General features: G+C 41.1%; 16 protein-coding genes. 7 read left to right on the plus strand and 9 right to left on the minus strand.

Annotated features, from left to right (window positions below):
• Positions 1-9 precede the first annotated feature (9 nt).
• Both AFK25_RS12200 and AFK25_RS12205 read left to right on the plus strand, forming a co-directional pair.
• Positions 10-501: a flavodoxin domain-containing protein gene (locus tag AFK25_RS12200; protein WP_035063854.1), complete on the plus strand. Its 492-nt coding sequence runs from the start codon at positions 10-12 to the stop codon at positions 499-501.
• Positions 455-1492 carry a ribonucleotide-diphosphate reductase subunit beta gene (locus AFK25_RS12205; protein WP_009361633.1) on the plus strand — a complete coding sequence of 346 codons (1038 nt, stop codon included), beginning with the start codon at positions 455-457 and terminating at the stop codon, positions 1490-1492. Before AFK25_RS12200 ends, AFK25_RS12205 begins: the two co-directional genes overlap by 47 nt.
• Before the next feature lie 22 nt (positions 1493-1514).
• Here the strand turns inward: AFK25_RS12205 and AFK25_RS12210 are convergent, their stop codons facing one another.
• From AFK25_RS12210 to AFK25_RS12225, 4 genes are read right to left on the minus strand one after another with little or no spacing between them, the layout of a single operon-like run.
• Positions 1515-3470 (minus strand): cytochrome D1 domain-containing protein, encoded by a 1956-nt coding sequence (locus AFK25_RS12210; RefSeq protein ID WP_009361634.1) that lies wholly within the window; start codon positions 3468-3470, stop codon positions 1515-1517.
• A gap of 48 nt (positions 3471-3518) precedes the next feature.
• Positions 3519-5585, minus strand: coding sequence for a hypothetical protein (locus AFK25_RS12215; protein ID WP_035063860.1), 2067 nt, complete (start codon positions 5583-5585; stop codon positions 3519-3521).
• 46 nt (positions 5586-5631) lie between these two features.
• Entirely contained in the window at positions 5632-6072 is a 441-nt protein-coding gene (locus AFK25_RS12220) for a hypothetical protein (protein WP_035063862.1), read from the minus strand.
• A gap of 13 nt (positions 6073-6085) precedes the next feature.
• Positions 6086-6385, minus strand: a complete 300-nt coding sequence (locus AFK25_RS12225) for a DUF2325 domain-containing protein (RefSeq protein ID WP_006320652.1) — start codon at positions 6383-6385, stop codon at positions 6086-6088.
• A 175-nt stretch (positions 6386-6560) separates the two neighbouring features.
• Here AFK25_RS12225 and AFK25_RS14890 point away from each other — a divergent pair, with 175 nt between their 5' ends.
• From AFK25_RS14890 to cydB, 3 genes are all read left to right on the plus strand, one after another.
• On the plus strand, positions 6561-6716 hold the full coding sequence (locus AFK25_RS14890; RefSeq protein ID WP_009361637.1) for a DUF1540 domain-containing protein: 156 nt from the start codon (positions 6561-6563) through the stop codon (positions 6714-6716).
• Positions 6717-6893: 177 nt separating this feature from the next.
• Entirely contained in the window at positions 6894-8243 is a 1350-nt protein-coding gene (locus tag AFK25_RS12230; protein ID WP_035063864.1) for a cytochrome ubiquinol oxidase subunit I, read from the plus strand.
• A complete protein-coding gene (gene cydB, locus AFK25_RS12235) occupies positions 8233-9261 on the plus strand; it encodes a cytochrome d ubiquinol oxidase subunit II (RefSeq protein ID WP_009361640.1) in 1029 nt (342 codons plus the stop codon). The genes AFK25_RS12230 and cydB overlap by 11 nt, the downstream gene beginning before the upstream one ends.
• A gap of 23 nt (positions 9262-9284) precedes the next feature.
• Here cydB and AFK25_RS12240 read toward each other — a convergent pair whose 3' ends face one another.
• From AFK25_RS12240 to AFK25_RS12260, 5 genes are read right to left on the minus strand one after another with little or no spacing between them, the layout of a single operon-like run.
• Entirely contained in the window at positions 9285-10712 is a 1428-nt protein-coding gene (locus tag AFK25_RS12240) for an o-succinylbenzoate--CoA ligase (protein ID WP_035063867.1), read from the minus strand.
• Positions 10713-10768: 56 nt separating this feature from the next.
• On the minus strand, positions 10769-11587 hold the full coding sequence (gene menB, locus AFK25_RS12245; protein ID WP_035063870.1) for a 1,4-dihydroxy-2-naphthoyl-CoA synthase: 819 nt from the start codon (positions 11585-11587) through the stop codon (positions 10769-10771).
• The gene (gene menH, locus AFK25_RS12250; protein WP_035063872.1) at positions 11577-12404 is read right to left on the minus strand and encodes a 2-succinyl-6-hydroxy-2,4-cyclohexadiene-1-carboxylate synthase; all 828 of its coding nucleotides are present in this window, start codon (positions 12402-12404) and stop codon (positions 11577-11579) included. The genes menB and menH overlap by 11 nt, the downstream gene beginning before the upstream one ends.
• A 2-nt stretch (positions 12405-12406) precedes the next feature.
• Positions 12407-14140 (minus strand): 2-succinyl-5-enolpyruvyl-6-hydroxy-3-cyclohexene-1-carboxylic-acid synthase, encoded by a 1734-nt coding sequence (gene menD / locus AFK25_RS12255; protein WP_019417290.1) that lies wholly within the window; start codon positions 14138-14140, stop codon positions 12407-12409.
• Complete coding sequence (locus AFK25_RS12260) at positions 14137-15492, minus strand: isochorismate synthase (protein ID WP_009361645.1); 1356 nt, start codon at positions 15490-15492, stop codon at positions 14137-14139. Before AFK25_RS12260 ends, menD begins: the two co-directional genes overlap by 4 nt.
• 157 nt (positions 15493-15649) lie before the next feature.
• Here AFK25_RS12260 and AFK25_RS12265 point away from each other — a divergent pair, with 157 nt between their 5' ends.
• The gene (locus AFK25_RS12265) at positions 15650-16585 is read left to right on the plus strand and encodes a 1,4-dihydroxy-2-naphthoate polyprenyltransferase (protein WP_009361646.1); all 936 of its coding nucleotides are present in this window, start codon (positions 15650-15652) and stop codon (positions 16583-16585) included.
• An 85-nt stretch (positions 16586-16670) separates the two neighbouring features.
• Positions 16671-17393, plus strand: coding sequence for a yteA family sporulation protein (locus AFK25_RS12270; protein WP_009361647.1), 723 nt, complete (start codon positions 16671-16673; stop codon positions 17391-17393).
• Positions 17394-17413 lie beyond the last annotated feature (20 nt).

The following is a 17413-nucleotide window of genomic DNA, read 5'->3' on the forward strand; positions in this document are numbered from 1 at the left end:
GGATAAAAAATGAACGTTCTTATTTGTTATACATCGAAAACAGGGAACACAAAAGAAGTGGCGCTGTTAATAGAAGAAGCTTTTTGCTCATACGGACATGCGGTGAAAACGATCAATGTTGAACATATGTTTGTGATCGAATCGCTCATTCATGACACACAACTTCTTTTATTCGGTTCATATACGTGGGGAAATGGACAACTTCCGGACGAAATGAGGAAGCTACTTCGTTTTCTTATTAAAGAGCGAAATCTTTCTTTGCCTCCTGTTGCGCTGTTTGGCACAGGAGATCAAATGTGGCCATACTATTGCCGCGCTGTCGATGAAATGGCGTACCATTTACGAAAAGTGACGACGGTGCTCGGCACGTTAAAAATTGAACAATCCCCACGCGGCCATCAACAACATTTACCGGCTGTTTTCGTCCATCAACTACTCAAGGAGGTTGAGCGTTTTGTTATTGACGAAAGTAAAATTGCTCGAGCCGTCGCATCCAAATAAAGCAACAAGCATTATTAACGGAAAAGCAAGCGGGATTTTAAACTGGAACGATATTAAATATAGCCATTTTTATGATATATACAAAATGTTGCTCGGCAACTTTTGGACGCCGTTTGAAATTAACATGTCGGATGATATTAAACAATGGCATCATTTAAGCGAGCGGGAACGTGATGCATTTTTACACATTATCGGGTTGCTTTCGATTTTAGACTCTGTGCAACCAAACTTTATCGGAGCGATGAAAGAATACATTACCGATCCGAGCGTCAAAGCGATTTTTTCGATTATCGAACAACAAGAAGTCGTCCATAATCAGTCGTACTCGTATGTGCTTGCGTCTATTGAGAAACTATCCGAACAAAACCGGGCCTTTGAAATGGCGCGCACGAATCCGCACATTTATAAGAGAAATGAACACGTCATTCGCGTATATGAAGCGTTTCGTGAACGGCCAACGGTTGAAACGTTTTGCCGTGCTCTTGTCGCTTCGCTCGTCTTAGAAGGAATTAATTTTTATTCCGGGTTCGCCTTTTTTTACAACTTAGCGCGAAACCAAAAAATGCTGAAAACATCTACAATGATTAGCTATATTAATAAAGACGAACTATGCCATAGCTACTTCATTTCCCAACTCGTACGCGCTGTATTATGGGAAAATCCTCATCTGGACGAAGACGGATCATTTTCAGCGTGGATATATGATTACATCGATGAAGCGATCCGTTATGAAACGGAATGGTCGCGTTTTGTGTTGCGCGACATCGATGGCATTGATGTCATTGAAATGGAGAAATATATCGAATATCTCGGAAACAAGCGGCTGCGCATGCTTGGCTTGGACGATCGCTACGAGGCGGATGAAAACGCCATGCCTTGGATTCGCGTCTTTAGCGATGAAAACGTAAACTTAGGCAAAACTGACTTTTTTGAAGCCCGTCCACGTTCATACACAAAAACAACCGATATTAATGGGTTTGATGAATTGTAAAAAGGTGGGTTAGCCCACCTTTTTACTCTAATGATCGTACGTATGCAGCAATTTGTTTTATTTCCTGTTCATTAAGTAATGTCACATCTTCTATGTGGTGACGTGCAATCGCTTCTTCAATCGTTTCGGCACTTCCATCATGTAAATATGGGGCAGTCGCCCATACTCCACGCAATGTAGGGGTATCCCACTGTTTTGGAGTTCGTGGGTTTGTAAATTGTGCGCGCGCGTCTCCAGCCGAAGCGCGATCAAGTATATTCGCTGTCCCGATATCATGCAAAAACGACGTTTGTGCTGTAGTCAGTTTTCCGTTACTATCTGCCGCTTTTACACTATCTGTAAAGTATATTCCTCCATGGCAACTTACGCAATTTCCCTTTCCAAAAAATAATTTTTCTCCTTTTTTAGCTGTAGACGTCAAACTCCCGTCCTTCTCTCGATAAGGACTTTTAGGCACAGGGAACGAATTTGGGTCATCTAAATAAGCAAAGAGTGCATCAAACATATGTTGAACATCAGCTGGTAACGGTTTGCCCGGATCATATTGTGACATACCACCCATTTCGCCTTGTACGGTATGGATATAATCAGTAAAGTCATCACGTGATCCATCCCACATAAACAATCCTGTTTTCGTTGTTAAAATATTGCTTGGTACATTCCTTGGTCCTTTAGGTGTTAAAAGTGTCAGGCCATTGATATCGCCATCACTATGGCAAGATGCACAACTCATCCAATTATTTTTTGTTATCTCAGCTGCATATTCATCACTATTTGCACTATAAAATATTTTTTTTCCTTCCCTTACAAGAGGAGACAATGAATCTTTCGAAATGAGAGAAATATTTTTTTCTGTTTGTTTCGCTTTTGCGTATGTTTGTTCTCCGCCTGTTTTGATTATCGCAATTTCATGACTCATCGCCTGATGTATATACAATGTTTCCCCATCTGGGGAAATGACAATTCCTCTTGGGTTATCTCCTTGAATTCGACGCAATACTTGAGTAGCATTCCCACCTCGAGCAAGGTCAAAAACAACGAGATCTTCACTTCCCGACATAATTGCGTACGCTTTTTTTCCATTAGGATGGAACACAATATCGTACGGATTAGATACGATCATTGTTTCATTTTTTACATCCGTTACATTGATTTCTTCAAACAATTCTTTTCTTTCATCCAATATTTCTTCATCTCTATCTAGTCGAATAACTGAAATAGCAGGAAAAATCGTCTCCTCAAAGTGAATAGGTGTATCAATATTTGTTAATAAGTGCGGGACGTACGCTTTTTTCCCATCAGGTGCAATAACAAACTGCTCTAATGTATTTGGGATACCTTGACTTTTTTTGCGGTCTTCTTGATCTGGCGAAGGTGCCAATGAAATACGTTTGATGACTTTTTCTTTTTGTGTATCAATAACTGTAATTTTTCCCTCCAAATAATGAGGGACATATAGCTTTTTTCCATCCGCCGTAATTGTCACTGTTCTCGGTCGATGACCTATCGCAATATCCTTCTTTACTTTTCTTGACTGTAGATCGACGATAGATAATGTACCCGAACGATAGTTTGCAACATATAGCCATCGACCATCTTGGCTCGTCACTAAACCAAACGGTTCAATTCCTGTTTCAATATGACCAACCACTTTTTGCTTTTTCAATGAAATGATGTCCACCCGATGATCATACATACAAGACACATATAAAAATTGTTCATCAGGACTTAATGTTAATTGACGTGGCTCACGTCCGACAGGAATTTCTATCTTTTTCTTCTTTGTTTTTACATCGATAATCGTTACAGTAGGCACATCAATATTGGCAACATACAATTCATCCCCTGCTCGGTTAATAACAATATTGTTGCTGTTGACTGCCACCTGGCGAAGCACCGATTCGTTGGACAGAAACATCGGTTGTTTCGCACACGAGGCGAGAAACAAAATAAAAAGAAAGAGTGCCCATCTCTTCATATTTATCCCCCCACGTAGAGAAGGCGGTCGGCTTAGACCGTCCGCCTTTTACTTTTCTTTTACTTCAACATTAACAAGAATAGGAGCAATTCCATACGGACCATCTCCAGCTTGAATTTGTGGTACATTATCCCTGTCTGTATTGCCGGACTGATCATCTTTTCGATACACATCCCCTGTATCCCAAAACTCACTCGCCTGCATACCTTCTTTGATAGTTGGTCCGTCAATAATGAGATTATAAAAGTCTACATAACGTGAAATAATTGTTTCTCGATCTAACTCTTTTGGTTGTTGTTGATCTTGATCTGTGTTATTTAGATGACTAACTGCTAAACGGAATACGCTCGAAAGCGCCCCTGCCACAAACGGATCATATTTCATCTCATCTTTTGCCGTTTTGTAAACATGCAACGACTGATTCCAGAAATGTTGATCCATTGACACATAAATGTTACGCGCAGCTTCTCTGTACTTCTCTTCTTTTGTTGCTAAAAAGGCAGCTGTTAATCCTCGAACCGCCCCAAGTTGAGAAAGAAGTGTTGGTTCAGACTTATCTACTCCTTCTCCAATCGTAAAACCGTTTGCAACGAGCCCATCCGTTCTTATTAGCTTTTCAACAATGAAATCAGCCTGCTTCCGAATAAGTTCGAGCGCTCTTTTTCCTTCCTCCGTATGCAAACCTTCTGCTTCTTCTCCATTCGCATAGCCAACCGGTAAACCGTCAATTGCACGTTGGAACATCCGGAGCGCTTCCATCATATATCCGGCATCAAACGTGTTCATATATTTTCCTTGCTCCGTACCACTATGTTCTTCCACAAATACGCCCCATTCATCATTGAAATGCATCGCATCTACATTTTTAAAAATGGTGAGCAAAACATCCTGATTCACTGAATACGGATCATCACTTCGTATATCATTATGATCATTTTCGTCAATGTTTTCATTTGGTGCTTTTGGATAAGGCTTACCATCAAAAACGGCTAAAAATGCTGGATTTTGATGTCTATTAGCATTTCTTTGATCTGTCATACCAAAAAATTCTGCTGCTGGCCATAACATAAGCCATTGATCTCGTAAAATGCTACGTTTATCTTTTAGAATGAGTTTCTGGGCATCAGGTGCTTGCTCGTTTCCATCCTCAACTACTTCAATACGGTGAGGCAGATAAACAAAACCTTTCGTCGGCTCATAATCTCCACTGTGTAAAGCAGTCAGCTTGTTTCGTTTCGCGTCATAAAATAAATGATCACGAATAAATAATAGTTTATTCCATATTTGTTCAGTTAAAATCATTCCTTGCATTCCATCAGCAGAACTAACCCCCAGAGCAATGTTTGGATCTTGATCATCGTTCGATGTCTTTCCTTCTATTTCTTCATCCTGATCTACTGTATGAAATGCACCTAGAAAATCTCCTGCCCATAAAGCTTGTTTTAGAAATGTTGCCCCATAAGCAGCTGGAACAAGCATTTTATTCATTTTTTCGCGATCCCATCGCAATGTTTGAAAATCCACTTGATACACAGGGACATACGTTCCATCATCATTTTCTGCATATACGTCTGTGTCCACTTGTTGTATGTAATGCGGATCGCCACTTTCATACTCAATTAATGTAGGAAACATATTGCGAAATATTTCTTCACGTGGATATCCAACTTGATCAGCAAGAAAGTAAAAGCGATCCGCTAATACTTCATAACTTTCTTTTCCATTTTGTTCCGCTAGTTTTTTGACCACAGGACCATGAATAAGATGTAAACCGAGACCTGACTTTTCAGTTACTTCATACATCGCTTCCTCAGAATACTCGTAAGACTCTACCCCTGCAATATAATCAAATTCCGTTGGTTCATTTATTTTTCGAACATCTAACAAATTTAAATCTAACCCTAACTCTTCTGCAAAAGGTTCACCAGATAATTCAAACTCTGAGTATGCAAACATATTACCTGCCGTCCGAAACGTATAATCCGTTACCGGAACTTGAATCGCAGCTTCTGTTTCTTCTTTCTTTTTCTTATTTGTCGTTGGTTCAGCACATCCACTAACGACAAGCGATGAAGATAACGCAATAGCCGAACCAACCTTTTTCCATCTCCTCATACTCTCCCTCTTTCCAAAATTGAAATTCATTATCAAATCCTAAACTTTATGATACTTGATATGCATGTTTTGTCAACAAAAAATGGAGCACCCTATTTGCTGATATTTGGTAAATATAAACTTCTCTAGGTTTTCCGTTGAAGTTTTGTTCAAACATACTTATCGCTTTAAGAAGCGAAAACGAATCAACAACAAAAACGTTCATACATGATGGGACAACGCATGTGTCAGACGTATATGATGCAGTAATTAACGCATCGTGCTCGTCTAATATGTGAACAAATGACAGATCATTGGCGACAAAGCGAAGCAAGTAATCCGTCATTTTTGCAATCATTTTATAGTATGTAACGGGAGAGTCACAAGAAGCGATCGGAAACGATGATGTTGCCCGTTCAATTCCTTTTAGCAACGTAAGCGATGAACGATGAGGTGGAGATATGCTGTAATGATAAGTTAACACTTCATTCAAAAACGATTGCCACAATGTCCTCTCCTCCTTAGTTCACTCGTTTTAGCTCCCCCATTTGCTCAATGACAGATTGAATGGAACTCCATGAACGCTTTACAAAGTAAATCGGCTTGTGTTGATCTTTTGCTTTTTGTTTAATGACTTTCGCTAAATTATGGTTAATATAATCCGTCATCACAAATACGATATCGACGTGCTCTGGTATTTGACGTTTCACCATATTCACTTTTCGACCATCTAAATGAATAATTTCCTTAAATCCTGAGTTTTTTAATTTATCGGTAATGTTTCCTAAATGATCCGCACCAACAACTAATAACGATGACATATAACTCCCTCCGACTTTTTGTCTTATATTGCACAATTTCATTCTAATTGAGAATGATTATCTATGTCAACATATAATGATAAAAATTCTCACTATTTTTGCTCATTTTTTCATGTTATGTCTTGCCAACGTTTTGTCTACACTAACATCAGCATAAAGAAAGGAGGGAATAATCATGGCAAAAGATGTGCTTTGTGAAGTGCAAAATTGTCAGTTTTGGTCACAAGGTAATCGATGTAGTGCAGACGCAATCTATGTCGTAAGCCATGCCGGTGCAACGGCAACAAGTTCAACAGAAACAGACTGTAAAACGTTCCAACCGAACGAATAACAGCATCCCCCTTGCTCAGTGCAGGGGGTTTTCTCTTTTTTCATGTTAATAATCGTGAATAGACACATTTTTTTTAAATTATCGCCACAGTTTTGCAACATTTCTCTCATCTCTTCTTCACGTATTGAGGTTACTCTTATACATATGAAAAATATTTAGCATATCGGAGGGGGATATATGAGCGACGTGCTTTTACTTAGCCGTTTTCAATTTGCCATTACGGTTTTTTATCATTTTTTATTCGTCCCGCTAACGATTGGTCTTATTGTTTTAATTGCATGGATGGAAACGCAACACGTACGAACAAAAAATCCGCTCTATCGGCAAATGGCAGACTTTTGGGGAAAATTGTTTGCGATTAACTTCGTCCTCGGTGTTGTGACAGGAATTACAATGGAATTTCAGTTTGGGACAAACTGGTCGGAGTATTCGAAATATATGGGGGATATTTTCGGCTCTCCGCTCGCCATTGAAGCGCTCGTTGCTTTCTTTTTAGAGTCAACATTTATGGGCATTTGGCTATTTGGGAAGGATAAAATTTCACCAAAACTTCGTGCCTTCTCTATCTGGATGGTGGCGCTTGGTACAAACATTTCAGCGCTTTGGATTATCACAGCAAACGGCTTTATGCAAAATCCGGTCGGATATATTGAAAGAAACGGCCGCATCGAACTTCAAAACTTTTGGGAAGTTGTGACAAATCCATATGCATGGCATATGTTCGTTCATACAGTTGTTAGCTGTTATATCGTTGGGGCATTTTTTGTGATGGCGGTTAGTGCTTGGCATTTATTACGCAAACAACATATCGAGTTTTTCAAAAAATCGTTTAAATACGGACTCATTTTAGGATTAATCGCAGCAACAGCTACACCGTTTATCGGGCATAAATCCGCATCATTTGCGGCAAAAATGCAACCTGCCAAAGGGGCAGCTCTTGAAGCTGTGTGGGAAACAAAAGAAAGTTTACCATTTCACATTATTCAAATTCCTGACCCAGAAAATGAGCGTAACATCGTTGAATTTTTAACGATCCCAAAGCTCGGAAGCTACTTTTATACGCACTCGTTTGATGGGAAAGTTGTCGGATTCGATCAAATTCCGAAAGATGAACGTCCGAATGTCAATATCGTCTTTTATTCATTTCGTTTAATGGTAGCACTCGGTCTATACTTTGTCGCTCTATTTTGGTACGGATTTTACTTATATCGTAAAAATAAATTAGTTGAATCACGACGTTTCTTAAAACTCGTGATGTATTCTGTATTGCTTCCGTATGTCGCTATCAACGCTGGCTGGGTCGTTGCGGAAGTCGGGCGTCAACCGTGGACGGTATACGGATTAATGCGCACAGCTGAAGCCGTATCACCTATTTCTCTTTCACAAATTGTTTTCTCACTCGTCAGCTTAGTTTTGTTTTACACCATTTTGCTTATCGCAGACGTGTACTTAATGTTGAAATATGCGAAAAAAGGACCGTACACATCGACGGCTACGAAAGGTGGGGAAATTCAACATGTCTCATGAAACAGTTGCGATCATTTGGTTCGGACTATGGGGACTCATTTGGACGATATACTTTGTGTTAGATGGATATACGCTCGGCACAGGCATGTTGTTTCCGTTTTTAGCGAGAAACCGTCAAGAGCGAAATCAGTTGCAAGAAGCGGTTGGACCGTTTTGGGGCGGAAATGAAGTCTGGTTAATTACAGCTGGAGGGGCAACGTTTGCTGCGTTTCCAGCTGTTTACGCAGATTTATTCAGCTTCTTATATACACCGATGATGCTCATTTTATTCGCGCTCTTTTTCCGTGCAGCTGGATTAGAATTTATGCATAAAGATGATGCACCACTTTGGCAAAAAGGCTGGAAATGGGCATTCACTATTAGCAGTTTTGCTTTAGCGCTTCTGTTTGGTGTTGCTTTTGCTAATTTGTTTTACGGTTTAAAAATTGGTCCATCTGGATATGAAGGAACGTTGTTCACTTTGCTTCATCCGTACGGTCTTTTAGGTGGTTTATTATTTATTAGCTTATTTGCAGTCTCTGGTGCCTTGTGGGTCATGCTAAAAACAGTTGGAGATGTAGCAGAACGTGCCTATAAAGTGGCCCGTCCCGCTTCCGTTGTTGCAACGGTCGTATTATCTCTTTTCTTCGTCGCAACAAGCAATCGTACGCCGCTATTTAACAACTTTACGAAAGCACCCATTCTTTGGATCGTACCCGCACTAGCTTTCGTATGTGCGTTGCTCATGCTATTGTTCGTCTGGCAAAAACGAATTGGACTTGCGTTCACAAACATTTGCTTAACTATTTTCACGCTCATGGCCACCGGTTTTATCGGCATGTTCCCAAACATGCTCCCTTCGCGCATCGATAATGAATATAGTACAACGCTTTTTGAGGCGGCAGGAAGTGAATTGAACTTAAAAATTATGCTCGGTGTCGCCATCGTCATGGTGCCGATCGTAGTGGGCTATCAGCTTTGGAGTTATAAACTGTTTAAAGAAAAAATTACAAAAGAAACAGCGAAAGGATATCAATAAAAGGAGGCATCTTCCGCCTCCTTTTATTCATTGATCCACTTTTTTAACTTATGGCGCATCAGTTTGTTAGCCGCATTACGCGGTAAATGATCAACGATATAAATTCGTTTCGGCACTTTATATTTCGCCAGCTTATTCATACAAAACTGCTTTAATTGCTCTTCTGTTGCTGTTACATCATGCAATACGACAAACGCGCATGGCACTTGTCCCCATGTTTCATCAGCCACTCCGACTACGCCTGCTTCTTTTACTGCCTCATGTTGCAAAAGCACGGATTCAATTTCAGCCGGATATACGTTTTCTCCACCAGAAATAATTAAGTCTGAACGGCGGTCAAGCACATATAAAAATCCTTCGTCATCCATATATCCGATATCCCCAGTATGTAGCCAACCATCTTTTAACACAGCCGCTGTTCCTTCCTCATTTCTCCAATATCCTTTCATAACGCTCGGGCCTTTTACAACAATTTCCCCCACTTCATTCGCATTCAGTTGTTTCCCCTCTTTTTCAATACGAACGTTCATATGAAAAAGCGGCTTTCCTGCTGAACCTTGTTTATGACGAGCATCTGGAGATAATGTGGCCACTTGCGAAGCGGTTTCTGTCATACCGTACGTTTGATACACCGGTATATTCCAATAAGCACATGATTGCAACAAAGGAAGTGGCACAGGACCACCGCCAACAAGCATGCAACGAAACGATGAAGGATACGGAGCTTTTAACTCTTGAATCATTTGTTGCACCATTGTGCTGACAGCCGACATCATCGTAATGTTTTGTTGAAAAATGAGCTCATTGATGCGTTTCGCATCAAATGACGACATCACATACACACCAATTCCGTAAATGACGCTCCGCATTAAAATCGACAAACCGCTAACATGAAAAAAAGGAACAGCGGCAAGCCAACAATCATCTTCACGCAATCCAAGATTCAAAGCGGAACCAATTGCACTCCACCAATGATTTCCGTACGTTTGCATAACCCCTTTTGGCTTCCCTGTCGTTCCCGATGTGTACATAATTGTTGCGACATCGTCTAAATTGTACATCGTTTGCCATTTTTCATCTCTTTCACCAAGTTGGGTAACCTCGCTCCATTCAATCGCTCGCTCATCTGGAAAAGGCTCATCACAAATGACAAATCGCGCCCCACTATGTTCTAATTGCCACTTTACTTCATCTACGGATAAACGTACATTTTGTAATAAAACAATCGCACCAATATAATGGAGGGCGTGAATAAGTTCAACCATATGTGCACTATTTTTCATTAAGATAGCTACAACATCCCCTTTTTTTACACCGAGAAAAACAAGTTGTCTTGCTCGTTTTGCCGTTCGTTCATGAAGTTCAGCAAATGAAATCGCTTCTGTTTCATCATATATCGCTATACGATTTGGCGTTAAATACGCACGTTGAAGCAACCAGTTTGGAATCATCTTCACACCACCTTCAAAAAAACAGCTTGATGTGCATACATCAAGCTGTCTTCATTTTACGGAAAACGCGGGAATTGTTTAAAGTTCGGTTTCCGTTTTTCTTTAAATGCATCGCGTCCTTCTTTCGCTTCGTCTGTTGTGTAATAAAGAAGCGTTGCATCCCCTGCAAGTTGTTGGATGCCTGCAAGTCCATCTGTATCTGCATTAAACGCAGCTTTTAAGAAACGAATAGCTGTCGGACTTTTTTCTAAAATTTCTTCCGCCCATTTCACCGTTTCTTCTTCTAATTGTTCAAGTGGAACAACTTTGTTCACTAATCCCATTTCTAACGCCTCTTGAGCGTTGTATTGACGACATAAATACCAAATTTCGCGGGCTTTTTTATGTCCAACAATACGCGCTAAGTAACCAGCACCATATCCTCCATCAAAGCTGCCAACTTTCGGGCCTGTTTGACCGAAAATCGCATTGTCTGCTGCGATAGTTAAATCACAAACAACATGTAGCACATGGCCACCGCCGATCGCATAACCTGCAACCATCGCAATAACCGGTTTTGGAATGACGCGAATTAAGCGTTGTAAGTCTAATACGTTTAAACGTGGAATTTGGTCGTCACCTACATATCCACCATGCCCACGCACTTTTTGGTCGCCACCTGAGCAAAACGCTTTGCCTCCTGCTCCTGTTAAAATAATGACTCCAATATTTTCATCGTCACGAGCATAGGCAAACGCATCAATTAACTCCATCACTGTTTTTGGGCGGAACGCATTATGTACTTCTGGACGGTTAATTGTAATTTTTGCAATGCCATTATACGTTTCATACAAAATATCTTCATATTCTCTTTCTTTTACCCATTCAATCGCCATGCAATAAACCTCCTCTTAACACAAATTGTTGAACAAGTGTACAAAATCGTTCACGCTGCTCTAGATGCACAACGTGCCCCGCATTCGGAACGGTGATGAGCGTCCCGTTTGGTAATAATTGTACCATTTCTGACGCAATTCGACAAAACTTTTCATCATCTTCACCACAAATCAACAATGTCGGAATCATCAATTGAGGCAACGCTTCCCACCAAGAAGGTTGCGCTCCTGTTCCCATGCCACGCAAACTGTTAGCTAATCCAATCGCTGTATGCTGTAATCGTTCTTCTCTTATCCGTTGTTGTACATCTTCGGGCAATCGCTTTAAAGAAGAAAATAACGTGATGTTCTCCCACCGATCAACAAACGAAGCAACCCCATGTTGTTCAATAAACTGTGCTAATCGTTCATCTTCTTCCCGACGCTTCATGCGCTCTTCTTCCGTCTTTAGCCCCGGAGAGCTACTTTCTAATATTAACGTTTGCACATACTGAGGATAAAGAACTGCAAATGTTAACGCAAGCCGACCACCCATCGAATACCCTAGCACATGGGCTTTTTTTATCCCTAAATGTTCTAAAAGCATAGCGACATCTTGGGCAACCATATCGATATGATATCGTTGTACAGAAGAAGGGGCATCCGTTTGTCCATGACCGAGAATGTCCATTGCTATGCATTGCATATGTTGTTCCCACATCGAAACAAGCGGATGCCACGTTTGACAACTACCTGTAAATCCGTGCAGCAACAAAATAGGCTGTCCATTTCCGTGCCTTTCTACATAATACGTTTGCCCTCGAACGACAAACTTCATGCTCATTCCCCTTTGTTCAACAAGTTGGACATTTCCTGGGAAACATCTTTCCACAATTTCCGATGAACTCCGACATTATATTCACGAGATGAAGGAACTTCAATTACATTTAACGTTGGGCGTGAGAGCGCATCTACCACCGCACGACGAAAATCGTCCCACGTCTCTACTTTTTCATAATGTCCATCATACATGTTTACAACATGATGAAACGATAAATGTGTCGGTGTGCCGAATAACCGTTCAAAATGTTTCGGTTCATTCGCCTGCGGTAAAAAGGAGAAAATACCTCCCCCATTGTTGTTTAAAACAATGATTGTCGCATGTAGCTGTTGCAATTTAGCTGCAAGTAAGCCATTTAAGTCATGATAAAATGACAAGTCGCCAATAACTAGTACAAGTGGTTGCGCAACACAACTCGCTCCAAGAGCGCTCGATACAACTCCATCAATGCCGTTTGCCCCACGATTCGCCAATAAACGAATTCGCTTATGTGATGACATGAAAAACGTATCCGCATCGCGAATAGGCATACTATTTCCAACGAAAAGAGTTGCTTCATCTGGTAATAACTGAGCAAGTTCAATAAATATTTTTCCTTCAAACATATTTTCTTCTTCTTTTGCCTGTAATAACATTTGCTTCGCTCGTTCGTTCATTTTTTGCCATTGGCTGATCCATTGCGACGACCGAGATGTAGTAGAAGCACGCTGAGCTAACTCATGACAAAATTGCACCTCGTTCGCTTCAATAAACACGTGAAGCGATAAAGTCGGATCGCGCCATTGCCCAGCTTCATCAACAATCATTTGTTTTACTTGTTTATGCCGTTGCAACCAAAGATAAAGTGATTTGGATACAGGCATTGCTCCAAAACGAATAACGACATCAGGGATGAACGCATCTGCAAACGTTTCGCATTTTAACATCGCATCATACGATTCAATAATAAGCTGTTTTCTATGTGTACCTGTTCGCAGTGAAGAAAGCGGATCGGCTAAAATAGGATATTGCAACGCTTCTGCTAGCTCGACCACCGCATCAGCAAACCCTTCCACGTGCAAATCCCCACATACAATGACCCCTTTTTCGACATGGCGTAGTTGTTCATATAATGCATCTATCATCTCTGGCGAAAGGTGTTTATTCCCTCTATACACAGTGCGAGTCGCTGATGGTGTGGAAAATAGCGACTCATTGAGCATTGGAACAAGCGGTTCACGTAACGGCACGTTAATATGAACCGGTCCTACAGGAACAGATGTTGCAACACATACCGCACGAGCAGCTACCATTTCTGCATAACGAAGCATTTGCTCATTTCCTTCTGGAAGTGCCATATCAACAAACCATTTTACATATGAGCCGTACATATGCAGTTGATCGATCGCTTGCGGTGCTCCGACATCACGCAATTCATGAGGTCGATCAGCTGTAATGACAACGAGCGGAACGCGTGCATAATATGCTTCAACGATAGCTGGATAATAATTCGCTACCGCAGTACCTGATGTACAAACAAGAGCAACCGGTTTTCCAGAAGCTTTCGCCATGCCTAACGCAAAAAAAGCGGCAGAACGTTCATCAATATGAACATGAATATTTAACTGAGGATGTTCAGCCATGACCATCGCAAGAGGAGTGGAACGAGATCCTGGACTAATCACCGCTTGCTGTATCCCCATATGAACTAATTGCTCAACAAAAGCGGCAACATATGCAGTCATTTCATTCATTTTCTTCCCCCCTCTAACGCTAGTAACATCGGCTTAAACTTTACATTCGTTTCCTCATACTCACTAAGCGGATTAGAATGAGCGACAATCCCACACCCCGCAAATAAATGCGCCTCATTGTCTTCAATCAACGCGGAGCGAATGGCTACTGCAAATTCCCCGTTTCCGTTGGCATCCACCCAACCGATCGGAGCGGCATACCATCCACGATCAAGCGGCTCAATGTCCCGAATCGTTTGTACCGCCTTTTCTTTCGGGAATCCCCCAAGCGCTGGCGTCGGGTGAAGTCGTTCAACGAGCGAAAAAATCGAAACTCCTTCCTTTATTTTCGCACGAACAGGTGTGTACAAATGTTGGATATGTCGCATTTTTAACAAAGTCGGCTCACTTGGAACAATCACCTCTTTGCATACTTCATGCATCGCTTGTTCAATCATGTCTACAACGAATGCATGTTCGCGACGATTTTTTTCGTCTTTTAGCAGCCATTGTCCGAGCTCCTCATCCTCTTTCATCGTATGCCCACGACGAATGGAACCAGCGAGACAAGCCGTTTCACACATGTGCCCGTTCTTTTTCACAAGTTGCTCCGGAGAAGCACCGATAAAACAAGATGAGCCGTTTTCAAACGCAAAAATGTAGCTCATTGGTTGTTGTTCACGCAAAGAGCGCAGCACGTGCGAGCAATCAATCCGCTGAGAGAAAGAAAGAAATAACTCGCGCGCTAAAACAACTTTTTCAATTTCTCCGTCTTGAATGAGATCGGTTGCATGACGAACAGCATAAAGCCAGCGATCGCGAGCGACTTCCTCTTTTTCGACAACGTCAACATCATAGTTATCGCTTTCATCATGTATGACAAATAGCGAATCGATCATTTTCTCAAGTTCCGCAAACGATTCATGAACAACATTAACTGTGAGCCATGTTTCCTCTCCGCGCTTTGTTAACAAAAATTTCGGGATAACAAACTGAGCGGAAGGAAAATGATCCCAATGTTCAGCAGAGCGTTTCAGCGGATCAAAAGCGAATCCCCCGAACATCAACGGCCCTTCCCCTTCGATGAAAGCGCCTTCTACAATTTGTTGCCAAGCTTTCTCCACTTCTCGAAACCGCTTTTTCGTCTTTTCTTCGCTTTTTATAACTTGCGCATATCCAAGCCCAACAAACGTTTGTTCATGGAAACAGTCTGACCAATAAAAGCGCTGGCCATGAAATAACGTTTCACCAGCGACAAAAAAGGAAAGAGGATCGATTTGCCCCACTCTTACAGTGACACTAACCATATGCTCTTTTTTCTTTAATGCATCACGCAATTGGTCAATAACTTTGTTTTGATATAAAGTAACCACTTTGTATCACGCCTATACTTAATCTTTTTGTCCCTTTTCCATTATAATATTGTTCTTTAGAGATAGGAAACAATTTATATTGTCAAGACATTGACACATTTTCCCCGCTTCCCTAAACTTATTGTGAACGACATTTTAATTAAAGGAGAAGAATGGCATGCCAACACCAGTACGTTCAAATGCTCAAACTGTTCACTATAAACGAGACTGGCGCGTTTGGTGGCGCTTATTGCGACCACACACGCTCACTGCAGCGTTCGTTCCCGTTTCTATTGGTACTGTGCTTGCAGTAGAAGAAGCACCAATTCACTTTCCTTTATTTTTTGCCATGCTCGTAGCTTCACTATTTATCCAAGCAGCAACAAATATGTTTAACGAATATTACGACTATAAACGTGGGCTCGATACACCTGAATCTGTCGGAATCGGTGGAGCAATCGTCCGCGACGGCATTTCCCCGAAAACTGTTTTATTGCTTGCTTGGTCTTTTTTTGCTATTGCTATGCTACTTGGTATTTATATTTGCGTCAATAGCAGTTGGTGGTTAGCCGTTATCGGCACAATTTGCATGGCAGCAGGATATTTTTACACAGGTGGCCCCATTCCGATCGCTTATACCCCATTTGGTGAATTGGCAGCAGGTTTTTTCATGGGGCTCACCATTATTTTAATTTCATTTTTTATTCAAACAGGCACAATAACAACAACACCTATTCTTGTCTCTGTTCCCATTTCCATTTTAGTTGGAGCCATTTTATTAGCGAATAACATTCGTGACTTAGACGGAGATAAAAGAAGCGGTCGAAAAACGTTAGCCATTTTACTTGGAAGAAAAAAAGCGATTTGGCTATTAGGTGGCATGTTTGTTACATCATTTTTATGGATTGTATTGCTTGTTTTCACAAAAACGATTTCGCCATGGACCTTGCTCGTATTGTTTAGCGTTCCGAAAGCATGGAAAGCAACAAAAGGATTTATTGGAAAGACAAAACCAATAGACATGATGCCAGCAATGAAAGCGACCGCTCAGACAAATACACAATTTGGATTTTTACTTGTCGTTGGTCTGTTTATTCATTATTGGCTACAATAATTGTCCAGAAAAAACCATAGCCTTTTCGCTATGGTTTTTCCTTTTTCGTTCATACTATGTGTAGTCTAATTCGAGGAGGGATGATATGCAAACTTTGCGTGAACGCTTATTACAAGAAAAACAACAAATTGTACAACGGTTGAAACAAAATGATCATTTCGGTCTCATACGAGCATCTGCTCATGACTCGGTTGGGGAACTATCGAATTATGACAATCATCCTGCCGACAGCGGAACAGAACTATATGAGCGAGAAAAAGATATTGCCTTAAACGAACATACGAAACGAGAACTTCACGATATTGAACGGGCGCTTCAAGCAATGGAAGATGGAACGTACGGAATTTGTGAAGTATGTGGAAAGGCTATCCCAGTCGAACGTCTTGAAGCCATCCCAACGACGACATTTTGTAAAGAACATAGCCCTGACCAAGTTGTTTCGCAACAACGCCCGATCGAAGAAAGCGTCTTGTCTCCTCCATTTGGTGAATTTGTCGTTCATAAAGAAGCAGAAACATTTGATGCCGAAGATAGTTGGCAAAAAGTTGCGCGCTTCGGTACATCCGAAACACCTTCAGATGTCCAAGAAGATACTGTACATTATGATCGAATGTATATCGATGCCGGAGAACAAATCGGTTATGTCGAGCCGTTTGAAACATTTGCAGCCACAGACCTTTACGGAACAGGTATTACGATTTATCCAAACATTGTACATGAACAATATGAACAAGTGCTTGACGACGAGCAACTGATGTCTCCGCTCGGTGATCTTCCAGCATATGAAAAAGATCCTTATACTTCTTAAAAAAGTCCTGTGAGCATCTC

The sequence above is a fragment of the Anoxybacillus gonensis genome (assembly GCF_001187595.1).
GTDB lineage: Bacteria > Bacillota > Bacilli > Bacillales > Anoxybacillaceae > Anoxybacillus > Anoxybacillus gonensis.

Excerpts from the sequence above, each read along its gene's own strand:
- AFK25_RS12200 (WP_035063854.1), top strand. The coding sequence starts at position 10 with ATGAACGTTCTTATTTGTTATACATCGAAAACAGGGAACACAAAAGAA.
- AFK25_RS12210 (WP_009361634.1), bottom strand. The coding sequence starts at position 3,470 with ATGAAGAGATGGGCACTCTTTCTTTTTATTTTGTTTCTCGCCTCGTGT.
- AFK25_RS12215 (WP_035063860.1), bottom strand. The coding sequence starts at position 5,585 with ATGAGGAGATGGAAAAAGGTTGGTTCGGCTATTGCGTTATCTTCATCG.
- AFK25_RS12225 (WP_006320652.1), bottom strand. The coding sequence starts at position 6,385 with ATGTCATCGTTATTAGTTGTTGGTGCGGATCATTTAGGAAACATTACC.
- AFK25_RS14890 (WP_009361637.1), top strand. The coding sequence starts at position 6,561 with ATGGCAAAAGATGTGCTTTGTGAAGTGCAAAATTGTCAGTTTTGGTCA.
- AFK25_RS12230 (WP_035063864.1), top strand. The coding sequence starts at position 6,894 with ATGAGCGACGTGCTTTTACTTAGCCGTTTTCAATTTGCCATTACGGTT.
- cydB (WP_009361640.1), top strand. The coding sequence starts at position 8,233 with ATGTCTCATGAAACAGTTGCGATCATTTGGTTCGGACTATGGGGACTC.
- AFK25_RS12240 (WP_035063867.1), bottom strand. The coding sequence starts at position 10,712 with ATGATTCCAAACTGGTTGCTTCAACGTGCGTATTTAACGCCAAATCGT.
- menB (WP_035063870.1), bottom strand. The coding sequence starts at position 11,587 with ATGGCGATTGAATGGGTAAAAGAAAGAGAATATGAAGATATTTTGTAT.
- menH (WP_035063872.1), bottom strand. The coding sequence starts at position 12,404 with ATGAAGTTTGTCGTTCGAGGGCAAACGTATTATGTAGAAAGGCACGGA.
- menD (WP_019417290.1), bottom strand. The coding sequence starts at position 14,140 with ATGAATGAAATGACTGCATATGTTGCCGCTTTTGTTGAGCAATTAGTT.
- AFK25_RS12265 (WP_009361646.1), top strand. The coding sequence starts at position 15,650 with ATGCCAACACCAGTACGTTCAAATGCTCAAACTGTTCACTATAAACGA.
- AFK25_RS12270 (WP_009361647.1), top strand. The coding sequence starts at position 16,671 with ATGCAAACTTTGCGTGAACGCTTATTACAAGAAAAACAACAAATTGTA.